Source organism: Ruegeria sp. YTSA144 (assembly GCF_059610125.1).
Genome location: NZ_JBXWNA010000019.1, coordinates 1 through 11,358, shown reverse-complemented (window position 1 = coordinate 11,358; position 11,358 = coordinate 1). Strand labels below are relative to the sequence as shown.

At 56.4% G+C, this 11,358-nt stretch carries 22 protein-coding genes and 1 pseudogene; 2 read left to right on the top strand and 21 right to left on the bottom strand.

Features of this window, described 5'->3' with window-relative positions:
- Positions 1 to 142, top strand: a pseudogene (rplB, locus tag AC2FF8_RS20355) (50S ribosomal protein L2); the annotation flags it as partial.
- Positions 143 to 720: 578 nt separating this feature from the next.
- On the opposite strand, the gene AC2FF8_RS20350 reads toward rplB (AC2FF8_RS20355), so the two are convergent.
- The 3 genes from AC2FF8_RS20350 to AC2FF8_RS20340 all read right to left on the bottom strand — a co-directional run bounded on the left by AC2FF8_RS20350 (position 721) and on the right by AC2FF8_RS20340 (position 1,952).
- Positions 721 to 933 (bottom strand): DUF1127 domain-containing protein, encoded by a 213-nt coding sequence (locus AC2FF8_RS20350; protein WP_170347640.1) that lies wholly within the window; start codon positions 931 to 933, stop codon positions 721 to 723.
- Between the two features lie 179 nt (positions 934 to 1,112).
- A complete protein-coding gene (locus tag AC2FF8_RS20345) occupies positions 1,113 to 1,562 on the bottom strand; it encodes a hypothetical protein (RefSeq protein ID WP_496880590.1) in 450 nt (149 codons plus the stop codon).
- A gap of 21 nt (positions 1,563 to 1,583) precedes the next feature.
- The gene (locus AC2FF8_RS20340) at positions 1,584 to 1,952 is read right to left on the bottom strand and encodes an antibiotic biosynthesis monooxygenase family protein (RefSeq protein ID WP_170347642.1); all 369 of its coding nucleotides are present in this window, start codon (positions 1,950 to 1,952) and stop codon (positions 1,584 to 1,586) included.
- Positions 1,953 to 2,029: 77 nt separating this feature from the next.
- Here AC2FF8_RS20340 and AC2FF8_RS20335 point away from each other — a divergent pair, with 77 nt between their 5' ends.
- Positions 2,030 to 2,461, top strand: a complete 432-nt coding sequence (locus AC2FF8_RS20335) for a MarR family winged helix-turn-helix transcriptional regulator (RefSeq protein WP_425080017.1) — start codon at positions 2,030 to 2,032, stop codon at positions 2,459 to 2,461.
- A gap of 115 nt (positions 2,462 to 2,576) precedes the next feature.
- On the opposite strand, the gene rpmD is transcribed toward AC2FF8_RS20335, so the two are convergent.
- The 18 genes from rpmD to rplB (AC2FF8_RS20245) all read right to left on the bottom strand — a co-directional run.
- Positions 2,577 to 2,765, bottom strand: a complete 189-nt coding sequence (gene rpmD / locus AC2FF8_RS20330) for a 50S ribosomal protein L30 (RefSeq protein ID WP_005621828.1) — start codon at positions 2,763 to 2,765, stop codon at positions 2,577 to 2,579.
- A 12-nt stretch (positions 2,766 to 2,777) separates the two neighbouring features.
- On the bottom strand, positions 2,778 to 3,344 hold the full coding sequence (rpsE, locus tag AC2FF8_RS20325) for a 30S ribosomal protein S5 (RefSeq protein ID WP_170347644.1): 567 nt from the start codon (positions 3,342 to 3,344) through the stop codon (positions 2,778 to 2,780).
- Positions 3,345 to 3,517: 173 nt separating this feature from the next.
- The gene (rplR, locus tag AC2FF8_RS20320; RefSeq protein ID WP_152459162.1) at positions 3,518 to 3,877 is read right to left on the bottom strand and encodes a 50S ribosomal protein L18; all 360 of its coding nucleotides are present in this window, start codon (positions 3,875 to 3,877) and stop codon (positions 3,518 to 3,520) included.
- A gap of 11 nt (positions 3,878 to 3,888) precedes the next feature.
- Positions 3,889 to 4,422, bottom strand: a complete 534-nt coding sequence (gene rplF, locus AC2FF8_RS20315) for a 50S ribosomal protein L6 (RefSeq protein ID WP_496880589.1) — start codon at positions 4,420 to 4,422, stop codon at positions 3,889 to 3,891.
- A gap of 13 nt (positions 4,423 to 4,435) precedes the next feature.
- On the bottom strand, positions 4,436 to 4,828 hold the full coding sequence (gene rpsH / locus AC2FF8_RS20310) for a 30S ribosomal protein S8 (RefSeq protein ID WP_068340741.1): 393 nt from the start codon (positions 4,826 to 4,828) through the stop codon (positions 4,436 to 4,438).
- A 13-nt stretch (positions 4,829 to 4,841) separates the two neighbouring features.
- Positions 4,842 to 5,147, bottom strand: a complete 306-nt coding sequence (gene rpsN / locus AC2FF8_RS20305) for a 30S ribosomal protein S14 (RefSeq protein WP_010437098.1) — start codon at positions 5,145 to 5,147, stop codon at positions 4,842 to 4,844.
- A 19-nt stretch (positions 5,148 to 5,166) separates the two neighbouring features.
- On the bottom strand, positions 5,167 to 5,727 hold the full coding sequence (rplE, locus tag AC2FF8_RS20300; protein WP_170347646.1) for a 50S ribosomal protein L5: 561 nt from the start codon (positions 5,725 to 5,727) through the stop codon (positions 5,167 to 5,169).
- Positions 5,720 to 6,031 carry a 50S ribosomal protein L24 gene (gene rplX, locus AC2FF8_RS20295; protein WP_152459159.1) on the bottom strand — a complete coding sequence of 104 codons (312 nt, stop codon included), beginning with the start codon at positions 6,029 to 6,031 and terminating at the stop codon, positions 5,720 to 5,722. Before rplX ends, rplE begins: the two co-directional genes overlap by 8 nt.
- A 2-nt stretch (positions 6,032 to 6,033) precedes the next feature.
- On the bottom strand, positions 6,034 to 6,402 hold the full coding sequence (rplN, locus tag AC2FF8_RS20290) for a 50S ribosomal protein L14 (protein WP_039523372.1): 369 nt from the start codon (positions 6,400 to 6,402) through the stop codon (positions 6,034 to 6,036).
- A 75-nt stretch (positions 6,403 to 6,477) separates the two neighbouring features.
- A complete protein-coding gene (gene rpsQ / locus AC2FF8_RS20285; protein WP_152459158.1) occupies positions 6,478 to 6,708 on the bottom strand; it encodes a 30S ribosomal protein S17 in 231 nt (76 codons plus the stop codon).
- 4 nt (positions 6,709 to 6,712) lie between these two features.
- Entirely contained in the window at positions 6,713 to 6,919 is a 207-nt protein-coding gene (gene rpmC / locus AC2FF8_RS20280; RefSeq protein ID WP_010437082.1) for a 50S ribosomal protein L29, read from the bottom strand.
- Positions 6,920 to 7,693: 774 nt separating this feature from the next.
- The gene (locus AC2FF8_RS20275) at positions 7,694 to 7,900 is read right to left on the bottom strand and encodes a cold-shock protein (protein WP_170347647.1); all 207 of its coding nucleotides are present in this window, start codon (positions 7,898 to 7,900) and stop codon (positions 7,694 to 7,696) included.
- Between the two features lie 256 nt (positions 7,901 to 8,156).
- Positions 8,157 to 8,777 (bottom strand): 2OG-Fe(II) oxygenase family protein, encoded by a 621-nt coding sequence (locus tag AC2FF8_RS20270; protein WP_496880588.1) that lies wholly within the window; start codon positions 8,775 to 8,777, stop codon positions 8,157 to 8,159.
- Between the two features lie 235 nt (positions 8,778 to 9,012).
- Positions 9,013 to 9,426 (bottom strand): 50S ribosomal protein L16, encoded by a 414-nt coding sequence (gene rplP, locus AC2FF8_RS20265; protein ID WP_117872242.1) that lies wholly within the window; start codon positions 9,424 to 9,426, stop codon positions 9,013 to 9,015.
- Positions 9,427 to 9,438: 12 nt separating this feature from the next.
- Positions 9,439 to 10,149, bottom strand: coding sequence for a 30S ribosomal protein S3 (rpsC, locus tag AC2FF8_RS20260; RefSeq protein WP_117872244.1), 711 nt, complete (start codon positions 10,147 to 10,149; stop codon positions 9,439 to 9,441).
- Positions 10,149 to 10,529: a 50S ribosomal protein L22 gene (gene rplV / locus AC2FF8_RS20255; RefSeq protein ID WP_039538267.1), complete on the bottom strand. Its 381-nt coding sequence runs from the start codon at positions 10,527 to 10,529 to the stop codon at positions 10,149 to 10,151. Before rplV ends, rpsC begins: the two co-directional genes overlap by 1 nt.
- A gap of 3 nt (positions 10,530 to 10,532) precedes the next feature.
- Positions 10,533 to 10,811, bottom strand: a complete 279-nt coding sequence (gene rpsS / locus AC2FF8_RS20250) for a 30S ribosomal protein S19 (RefSeq protein ID WP_068348022.1) — start codon at positions 10,809 to 10,811, stop codon at positions 10,533 to 10,535.
- Between the two features lie 3 nt (positions 10,812 to 10,814).
- Positions 10,815 to 11,358, bottom strand: a 544-nt coding sequence (gene rplB / locus AC2FF8_RS20245) for a 50S ribosomal protein L2 (protein WP_496880587.1), incomplete at its 5' end; no start/stop codon positions are given.

The window sequence follows — 11,358 nt, the reverse complement described above, 5'->3', positions numbered from 1 at the left end:
ACAGGCCTATATCCTGGCGCCTCAGCGTCTGGCTGTTGGTGACAAGGTCATCGCGTCGGCAAAGGCTGAAATCAAGCCGGGCAACGCAATGCCGTTCTCGGGCATGCCCATCGGTACCATCGTCCACAACATCGAGATGAAGGCCGACGGTTAAGCGCGAAGCTTTTGATCGCCGCAAAGATGGCTGGACGTCAGGTGCGGTTTTGGAACACGCAAGGGCTGATCTGCACCGGCGTATCCCCAGGTTTCATGCACCGGCCACGTCCCCTTTTCTGCTGCCCGTTGAACTGAGTATCGCCCGCAGGGCATTGCCTGCTCAGCCCAATGCAGTGCACGGGTAAAGGCGGAGAAGAAAAACCACCTGATCAACCTGTTCAAGTGTGCAATGCCAATCCGGACACCGTGCGTTTCAAGTGGTTTCGGCCCGTGTCATGCGCCAGCAGCTGCCGCAGGCGGCCATTGGGCCAGGTGGCCTCTGGCGCGCAAGCAGAGCGCACACGCATCTTGCGGCCTTGCCATGTTCGGTCGAGCCACGAGCTTTGAGATGGCGCCATAGGTCCCCCTTGACATCCAGCAGGGGGCATAGGCCCGATAACAGCGTCATACAGTAGGGGTTGCGTTCTTCGGCAGCGAGGGGCGCTCAGGCGATCTATGGGCTTCTCTCGGAAACAGAAAAGGCGCCGTTTGGCGCCTTTGTATCTTGCTGCGGATCGTCCGCGATTATGAGCAGTAAACGTGCTTATGCGCGATATCTGCGATGTCGCAGCGGCGGATGCCAATATCGTCCAACTCACGGTTGCTCAGGCGCTGCAACTCGGAATAGGTGCGCTGATACTCAGCGGCACGGGCGCGCGCCGTTTTGATCCGTTCGATCATGTCCTTGATCCGGGTGCCGAAGTTGAAGCCGGTATGTGTCAGTGTAGCGGTTGTCATTTCTGTGTTCCTTTCTCAAATCAGGGCGAATTCCCTGACGTTTCCTTGTGTGTTCCTTGTTTGGACAAGGCTGAGATAGGTGTGTTTGATACCGCTAACAACGGAACTTTTGGTCTAGCCGATATGCATCTATTGAATGGCTGTACATTTCGCTGACCCATTGCAGTCAAGTGTTGCTTTCACGTCTTACGCGCATTTTTTTTGCGTGCCGTCATTGCCCGGCCATCACGAATGCTCAGCCCCATCAGTATCAGATTGGTTGCGCCTGCAATCAGTTCGATGACCTGCACAGCATAGAAACTGGCGTCAAAGGATCCCGCGTTTGCTTTTACGCTGAGGTAGATGGCGGCGGGAACGAGGATAAGAAGCCCGTTCATCGCTATGATTGGCATCCGCTTCTTCTTTGCAAGCGCCGGGGCATCTTTGCGGCGACGTCCAAGAGACATGCCGGACGCGCCGACAATCACCATCGCCGGCACCAGAACAAAGAGACCACTGACGATCATGGATTTTACTGCGGTGACGGTCGCATGGGTCGCAAACAACTCGCTGTACAAGGTGGATGTCCAGAACACGAGGATTGTAAGAAATCCGATGAGTCCGGCGATGGGGTGTATGGCTCTTACCATGGGGCTGCTCCGGTTTTAGTTTCAGGCGACGCAGTGGTTTTCGACTGCGAGTTTTCTAAGAAGATGTGGCCGGGCCACTGCGCTTTCCGGGTAGTCGGCAATCCGACGTTGGAACTCAGGATGGGTGAACGCGTCGCGAAAGCTTTTGACGTCCTGCCAGATCGCGTAGTTCACAAAGGTTGAACTGCCCGCGATGCCCTGATGGAGTTGGGTGGAGATGTATCCTGGCTGGGCTTTCATGAAATCTGCATCATGTGACCATGCCTCAAGCAGTGCTTTTTCGTCTTCCGCGTCCACCGTGAACAGGTTGATCAGAACCACCGGCCCTTCTTCGTTCTGCATTTGGTCCGCCAGTGAGACGGTCTTGTCCAACTCTTCGATACGAGCCATTTCGCTTCCCTTTGATTCTACAACATAGCAAGCTATATAAAATTGCATAGCGTGCTATTCAAGTGTAAATCTGAGACATGGACTTTGAAAAAGAGAACTCGGCCGGATACCTGGTCAATCACATGGCGCGATTGTTTGCGAAAAAATTGCAGCAGCGCATTGCGCCGTTAGGTATCGTTGTTGGACAATTCCCGATCTTGCTGGAGCTTTGGGTCAAAGACGGAGTGACGCAAAAAGATCTTCTTGGAAAAATCGATGTCGAACAGGCGACCCTAGCCAACACGCTCAATCGTATGGAGCGCGACGGATTGATCAAAAGAACAAAGAATCCCTCTGATGCCAGAGCTCAATTGATCTGGTTGACCCGGAAGGCAGCCGCGCTTCGTAACAGCGCCTACGAGGCCGCTATGAGCGTGAATGCTGATGCCCTACAGGTATTGAACGAAGCTGAGCGCGCGCAATTCATGAATGCCATGAGATTGATAATCAAAAACATGCGTTCGGTTTGAGTGAACCCAAAGCAGCCTGACCCTGATCAAAACGATAGGTCAGATGCAGTTAACCGCAAGAAAAAACGCCCCCGCATTGATCGGAGGCGTTTCATGTTCTTCGAAGGTATTGCGCTTAGCCGCGCTCTTCGACGATCTCTACCAGATGCGGGATCTTGTTGATCATACCGCGGACCGAAGGGGTATCTTCCAGTTCGCGGGTTTTGTGCATCTTGTTCAGGCCCAGGCCGATCAGGGTTGCGCGCTGTTCGGCGGGGCGGCGGATCGGGGAGCCGATCTGCTTGACGACGATGGTTTTTGCCATGGGTCGCTCTCCTTACGCTTCGGCTTCAGCAGCCGGTGCTTCGTCCCGCTTGGGCAGGATGTCGGCAACTTTTTTACCACGACGTGCGGCAACCGAACGCGGGCTCTGCTCTTTTTGCAGGCCGTTGATGGTGGCGCGGATCATGTTGTACGGGTTCTGCGAGCCCAGCGACTTGGACACAACGTCCTTGACGCCCAGCATTTCGAACACGGCACGCATCGGACCACCGGCGATGATACCGGTACCTTCAGGTGCGGTGCGCATAACCACTTTACCGGCGCCGTGACGGCCTTCGATATCGTGGTGCAGGGTCCGACCTTCGCGCAGTTGCACGCGGATCATCTGACGCTTGGCTTGTTCGGTCGCCTTGCGGATGGCTTCAGGTACTTCTTTCGCTTTACCTTTGCCAAAGCCCACGCGGCCTTTCTGATCGCCGACAACCACCAGAGCGGCGAAGCCAAAGCGCTTACCACCTTTTACGGTTTTCGACACACGGTTAATCGCAACCAGGCGATCTGCGAATTCCGGAGTTTCGTCGCGGTCACGACCACGTCCCCGGCGGTTATCACGTTCTGCCATTTGGCATCCCTTTTCTCATATGGCGCTCTCGGCACCGTTTCTTCAATCCAAGTGAGCCCCGACTGTTACCGAGGCCCCCGGATCATCGGGGCGGATCGAAACCCGCCCGCAATCTTTGGCATTGCGCATCTTGACCCGAAAACCGGTTCCCACTTTTCGGGATGCGCTTGGTCTTAGATCTTCAGACCACCTTCACGCGCAGCGTCGGCCAGTGCCTTCACCTTGCCGTGGAACAGGAAGCCACCACGATCGAAATAGGCCTCTTCGACGCCTGCCTTCTTGGCACGCTCTGCGATGGCCGCGCCGACTTTGGTCGCCGCATCGATGTTGTTTTTGCCAACAACGCCCAGATCCTTTTCCAGGGTCGAGGCCGAGGCCAGGGTCACGCCACGCACGTCGTCGATCAGCTGAACAGAAATGTTCTTGTTCGACCGGTGCACGGACAGACGCGGACGACCCGCGTTGACCTTGCGAAGTTTGTTCCGAACGCGCAGGCGGCGCTTCAGAAACAGGGTTCTTTTGCTGTTTGCCATTGTGTTCGTCCTTACTTCTTCTTGCCTTCCTTGCGGAAGATGAACTCGCCCTTGTAGCGGATGCCTTTGCCTTTGTAAGGCTCGGGGCGGCGCCACTCGCGGATTTTGGCCGCGGTTTCGCCCACCAGCTGCTGGTCGATACCTTCCACAACGATCTCGGTCTGCTTCGGCGCGGTGATGGTGACACCTTCCGGAGCAGTGAAATCAACATCGTGGCTGTAGCCCAGGTTCAGCTTCAGGGTGTTGCCCTGCATCTGAGCCCGGTAACCAACACCCTGGATCTCCAGCTCTTTTTTGAAGCCGGTCGTCACACCGGTTACCAGGTTGGCAACCATGGTGCGGCTCATGCCCCACTGCTGGCGAGCACGTTTGGACATGCCGCGGGGGTCGATCTTGACCACGTTGTCTTCAACCGACAGCGTTACTTCGTCGGTGGCGGTAAAGCTGCGGGTGCCTTTCGGACCTTTCACTTCGATGGTCTGACCCGACACAGTGGCGGAAACGCCGCTGGGCAGCTCGACCGGCTTTTTACCAATACGAGACATTGCAGACCTCCCTCTAGAAGACGGTGCAGAGCACTTCGCCGCCAACATTGTTGGAGCGAGCGTTTGCGTCCGACATCACACCTTTCGGAGTGCTGACAATCGACACACCCAGACCCTGACGGACCTGTGGGATGTCATTGACGCCCATGTATACGCGACGACCGGGCTTCGAGACCCGCTTCAGTTCACGAATAACAGGGGTGCCTTCGTAGTATTTCAGGCTGATTTCGATGGCCGGATGACCGTTTTCACCGGTCGTCTTTTCATAGCCACGGATGTAGCCTTCGTCCGCCAGCACGTCCAGAACCCAGCCGCGCAGCTTGGAAGCCGGGGTGGAAACGGTGGACTTGCCGCGCATTTGCGCGTTGCGGATACGGGTGAGCATATCGCCGATAGGATCATTCATATCTATGTCTCCCTTACCAGCTCGATTTCACCATGCCGGGGATCTGACCAGCAGAACCCAGCTCGCGCAGCGCGATACGGCTGACCTTCAGCTTACGGTAGTAAGCGTGGGGACGACCGGTCAGCTGACAACGGTTGTGCAGACGGGTAGCCGAGCTGTTGCGCGGCAGTTTCGCCAGTTTCAGACGCGCCTTGAAGCGCTCTTCCATCGGCTTGCTCTCGTCATTCGCGATTTCTTTCAGCTCGGCACGCTTCGCGGCATATTTGGCCACCAGGCGTTCGCGCTTCTTTTCGCGTTCGATCATTGCTTTTTTAGCCATGTCTCAATCCTCCCGGCGCTTATGCGTTGAACGGCATGTTGAATGCTTTCAACAGTGCCTTTGCTTCAGCGTCGGTTTTCGCTGTGGTGGCAATTACGATATCCATGCCCCAGACTTCGTCGACCTTGTCGAAATCGATTTCCGGGAACACGATGTGCTCTTTCATGCCCATGGCAAAGTTGCCCTGACCATCGAAAGCAGGCTTTACACCGCGGAAGTCACGAACGCGCGGCAGCGCGATGGTGATCAGACGATCCAGGAATTCGTACATCCGGTCACCACGCAGGGTCACTTTCGCGCCCAGCGGCATGTCTTCACGGACGCGGAAGCCCGCGATCGACTTCTTCGCCTTGGTTGCAACGGCCTTTTGACCGGCAATCGCAGTCAGATCCTCGACAGCAGCTTTCGCTTTCTTCGAGTCTTTGACAGCCTCGGCACCACAACCGATGTTCAGAACGATCTTGTCCAGCTTGGGCAGCTGCATGTCGTTCTTGTATCCGAACTCTTCTTTCAGAGCGGCACGGATGGTTTCAACGTACTGAGTTTTCAGACGCGGGGTGTAGGTTGCGTTATCAAGCATCGATCACGTCCCCTGTGGTCTTGGCGAAGCGGACCTTCTTGTCACCTTCCATGCGGAAGCCAACGCGGGTCGCTTTGCCGTTCTTGTCCAGCAGTGCCAGGTTCGACAGGTCGATCGGGTTTGCCTGAGGCAGGCGACCACCTTGCGAGTTCTGCGACTGGCGGGTGTGACGGATGGCGATGTTGATGCCATCGACAACAGCTTTGCCGGCTTTGGGGTCAACCGAGGAAATGGTGCCCTCTTTGCCCTTGTCCTTGCCGGCCAGCACGACGACCTTGTCGCCTTTGCGGAGTTTAGCAGCCATGATTACAGCACCTCCGGAGCCAGCGAGATGATTTTCATGAAGTTCTTGCCGCGCAGTTCGCGAACAACGGGGCCAAAGATACGGGTACCGATCGGCTCGTTGTTGTTGTTCAGGATGACGGCGGCGTTGCGATCGAAGCGGATCGCGGTGCCGTCTTCACGACGGACTTCCTTGGCGGTGCGTACGACGACGGCCTTGCGGACGTCCCCTTTCTTCACGCGGCCGCGTGGGATGGCTTCCTTCACCGAGACGACAATGATGTCGCCGACGGAGGCGTATTTACGCTTGGAACCACCCAGGACCTTGATGCACTGAACTCGGCGAGCGCCGGAGTTGTCAGCGACATCCAGATTGGTCTGCATCTGGATCATGTGGTTTCTCCCGACCTGTGGGGGCTGGTCTTGTTAATTCCCCCAGGGTTTCGACAAATGGAAAGGCCTGGGGGCTTACGCCTCCAGAACCTCCCAACGTTTCGTCTTCGATTTCGGCGCGCATTCGATGATGCGTACGGTGTCGCCGACCTTGAAGGCGTTCTTTTCGTCATGAGCCCGGTATTTCTTGGACTTACGAACGGTTTTGTGCAGCAGCGGGTGCTTGAAACGGCGTTCAACCGAAACAGTCACGGTCTGCTCGTTGGCGTCGCTGGTTACTACTCCGGACAGGATACGCTTGGGCATAGGATTACTCCTCCGATGCCGCGGCAGCGGCCTTTTCGTTCAGAATGGTTTTGACGCGGGCAGCATTGCGGCGGGCCGCTTTGATACCAGCCGTGTTTTCCAGCTGACCGGTTGCCTGTTGAAAGCGCAGGTTAAAGCTTTCTTTCTTCAGGTTGGCCAGTTCCTCGCGGAGCTGGTCCGGGGTCTTGTCACGCAGTTCTTGGGCGTTCATCGCCTTTTTCCTTTGCTCAAAACACCAGAAGGCCCCGTACACGGGTCACCTTGGACCTGGTGGATGAATGATAGACATGCGAATCGCCCGACAACGCCGGGGGACACGCAGGATGCCGCCGTATAAGGGTTTGGGGGGTGGGTGGCAAGGGAAAGTTTTTCTGCCGATTTCATCGTGTGAATTGAATCAGCACCGGGCCATATCGCTCGCTGGAACGAACCGCGGAACAATGGCGAGGCCAGAGGGAGAAATAGTGTTTCCCTCAGCGTGTTTGCCGACCTAACATCGGTCTGTGATTATTGCGACCATTTAATTAAAAAGTGAGGTGTTTAATGCAAAATTCTAAATTGGCTACATTCACGTTCGCTGCCCAGATCTGTGCATCCACGACCATAGCGGCCCCCGACGGCAAATGGACGTTGACCATCAACTCCAGCCGGCCATGGCAGATGGATATTGCGGTTAACAACAACACACCGCAGGTTCTTGCCGCTCATGGAATTACACCGGAAGGGATCAAGGTAAGAAAGGTTACAAGCGATCGGCTTCAATTTGACGCCATAATATCTAAGCAAGACAGTTGTTCATCTGGAAGTGTGATGAAATTTGATCTTAAATTTAAGAATGGTGCCTACAGGTCAGGTTCCGTAAATGGGAATTGCATTGGCTTCCCCAAGTTCCGGGCGCGCGTTTCGGCCAAGTAGTTATCCAAAAACGCAAAACGCGGCCTCGTTTGCACGAAGCCGCGTCTTCAATTGTCTAAGTCTGAGTGACTTACGCCAGAGCGACGTTCACAGCCGATTCACGACCATCACGGCCGGGTTCGATGTCGAATGTTACTTTCTGGTCGTCGGCCAGGCCGGTCAGACCCGAGCGCTCGACAGCAGAGATGTGTACAAACACGTCTTTGCCACCGGTCTCCGGTGCGATGAAGCCAAAACCTTTAGTTGTGTTGAACCATTTTACGGTGCCATTGGCCATATCCGTAGTCTCCTAATAAATTGCTGCCCGCGGAATTGCGACAGCGTGGCGTAGTCGGTCTGGATCGAGAGACTGAACGCCGAATAACGGGAGACAGTGGTCGAAATAGAAAAACGTCTGCGAGGTTCTGCTACGCCATGTCGACGCATATTGCAAGGTCTATCGGTAACTTCTTGTGAATCGTGACCGGAATGGGCACCGTCCGTTCGTCTCGCAATCGCTTCACTGGGGTGACCCGTGTGTCATGAACCGGGGCTCACTCCCACTTGTAGTTGAAGCTGACACTGATCCGCTCGTCCTCGGCCATGTTCATCGGCACCTCGTGGCGCAACCAGCTTTCCCACAGCAGGACGTCGCCCACCTGCGGCTTCATATAGATGAACGGCTGCAAATCGCGCCGCCCACCTTTCAGACGCGTTGGCGCGGCCATCATGCGGCCTGAGCGGGGGTCTTCCAGTTTCAGCGCACTGGCCCCTTCGGGCATCGCCACATAGGTCGTGCCCGATATCACGCTGTGCGGGTGCAGGTGGCTGGAATGCATGCCACCCTCGGGCAGGATGTTGATCCAAAGGTCTTCTAGCTTCAACTCGCCTTCGCCCAGATCGAACTCCAGATCCCTGGCAAAAGCGGCAACGTGCTGATCCAGTACCTTCACCACATCGGCAAAGATAGGGAACCGCCAAGGCAGATCGGTTAGCGAGGCATAGCTGGTATAGCCGGGATAGCCGTTTTCCTCACACCATTGCTGCCCGGCCTCGTCATCTTCGGCGATGACAAGACACGAGTTTTCCAACTCTTCCGCATCGATCTCGGGACCGAACTCGGACAAAGCTGCGCGATAGAGACGGGTAACAAAGAGTGATTCAATCTGTGCCATAGCGCCCTCTTAACGCAGCCTCGTCACGATTGCGATGGGTCTTTTGCGAGGCTCTGCCTCGCGCTCCGGGATATTTTTTGCCAGATGAAGCAGGGGGGTCCGAATTTCATCTGGCTATAAATATCCCGGGGGAGTCGCGGCTTGCCGCGGCGGGGGCAGCGCCCCCAAATGAAAACCCCCGCCGGTTTCCCGACGGGGGTCAATTTTGTCACGAACGGGGAAATTCCCGGATCGCTTACCAGTCTTCGCGAACTACGACGCGGGTCTTGATCGGCAGCTTCATCGCGGCCAGGCGCAGGGCCTCACGGGCGATGTCGTCATTGACGCCGTCGATTTCGAACATCACGCGACCGGGCTTGACCTTGCAAACCCAGCGGTCCACCGAACCCTTACCTTTACCCATACGAACTTCGATCGGCTTTGCAGTGACCGGAGTGTCGGGGAAGATACGGATCCAGACACGACCCTGACGTTTCATGTGACGGGTCATGGCACGACGTGCAGCTTCGATCTGACGTGCGGTGACGCGCTCGGGTTGCAGGGCTTTCAGACCGTAGGTGCCAAAGTTCAGATCAGAGCCGCCCTTGGCTTCGCCCTTGATCCGGCCTTTGTGCATCTTGCGGAATTTAGTACGCTTTGGTTGAAGCATATCTTTCCCTCCTTAGCGACGACCGCCACCAGCACCACGAGGTGCAGGGCCGTCCTGGAGTTCCTGTGCTTTACGGTCACGTGCCTGCGGATCGTGCTCCATGATCTCACCTTTGAAGATCCAGACCTTGATCCCGATGATCCCGTAAGGAGTCATCGCTTCGGCATGTGCGTAATCGATGTCGGCACGCAGGGTATGCAGAGGCACGCGGCCTTCGCGATACCATTCGGTCCGTGCGATTTCGGCGCCGCCCAGACGGCCAGCGACGTTCACCCGGATACCCAGGGCGCCCATGCGCATGGCGTTCTGAACCGAGCGCTTCATTGCGCGACGGAACGAAACACGACGTTCCAGCTGCTGAGCGATCGACTCGGCAACCAGCTGCGCGTCAAGCTCGGGCTTGCGCACTTCGACGATGTTCAGGTGCAGTTCGCTGTCGGTCATACCAGCAAGCTTTTTGCGCAGAACTTCGATGTCTGCACCTTTCTTGCCGATGATGACACCCGGACGTGCGGTGTGGATCGTGACGCGGCACTTCTTGTGCGGACGTTCGATGATCACACGTGCAACACCGGCCTGCTTGCACTCTTTCTGAATGAACTCACGGATCTTGATGTCTTCCAGCAGAAGATCACCGTAATCCTTGGTGTCAGCGTACCAGCGGCTGTCCCAGGTGCGGTTGACCTGAAGGCGCATGCCGATCGGATTGACTTTATGTCCCATTAGGCTTGCTCCTCAACTTGACGCACCTTGATGGTGATCTCCGAGAACGGCTTCATGATCTTGCCGAAACGGCCACGGGCACGCGGACGACCGCGCTTCATGACCAGGTTTTTGCCAACCCATGCTTCGGCGACGATCAGCTCATCGACGTCCAGGTTGTGGTTGTTTTCGGCATTCGCGATTGCGGATTGCAGGCACTTTTTGACGTCCTGCGCGACACGCTTGTTCGAGAAAGTCAGGTCGGTCAGAGCCTTTTCAACTTTCTTGCCGCGGATCATTTGCGCAACCAGGTTCAGTTTCTGCGGGCTGGTGCGAAGCATGCGGGTTTTCGCCATTGCTTCGTTTTCAGCCACGCGGCGGGGGTTCTTTTCCTTGCCCATGACTTACTTCCGCTTCGCTTTTTTGTCTGCGGCGTGACCATAATAGGTCCGGGTCGGCGAGTACTCACCGAACTTCTGACCGATCATGTCTTCCGTGACGTTTACCGGGATATGCTTCTGGCCATTGTACACACCAAAGGTCAGACCCACGAACTGGGGCAGAATGGTGGAACGACGCGACCAGATCTTGATGACTTCGTTGCGGCCCGATTCGCGCGCTGCTTCGGCTTTTTTCAGCACGTAAGCATCGACGAAAGGACCCTTCCAAACAGAGCGAGACATGGATTAACGTCCCTTCTTCTTGGCGTGCCGCGAGCGGATGATCAGCTTCTGGGACGCTTTGTTCTTGTTGCGGGTACGCTTACCCTTGGTGTCCTTACCCCAAGGCGTAACCGGCGTACGGCCACCCGAGGTACGACCTTCACCACCACCGTGCGGGTGATCGATCGGGTTCATTGCAACACCACGAACCGACGGGCGCACGCCCTTGTGGCGCATACGACCGGCTTTGCCGAGGTTCTGGTTGCTGTTGTCGGGGTTGGACACGGCACCGACGGTCGCCATGCATTCCTGACGGACCATGCGCAGCTCGCCCGAGCTCAGACGGATCTGAGCGTAGCCGCCATCGCGACCAACGAACTGAGCGTAAGTACCGGCCGCACGTGCGATCTGACCGCCTTTGCCGGGCTTCATCTCGATGTTGTGGACGATGGTACCGATGGGCATGCCCGAGAAGGGCATTGCGTTGCCCGGCTTGATGTCAGCTTTCGCCGACGCGATGACCTTGTCACCAACAGCCAGACGCTGAGGCGCCAGGATATAGGCCTGC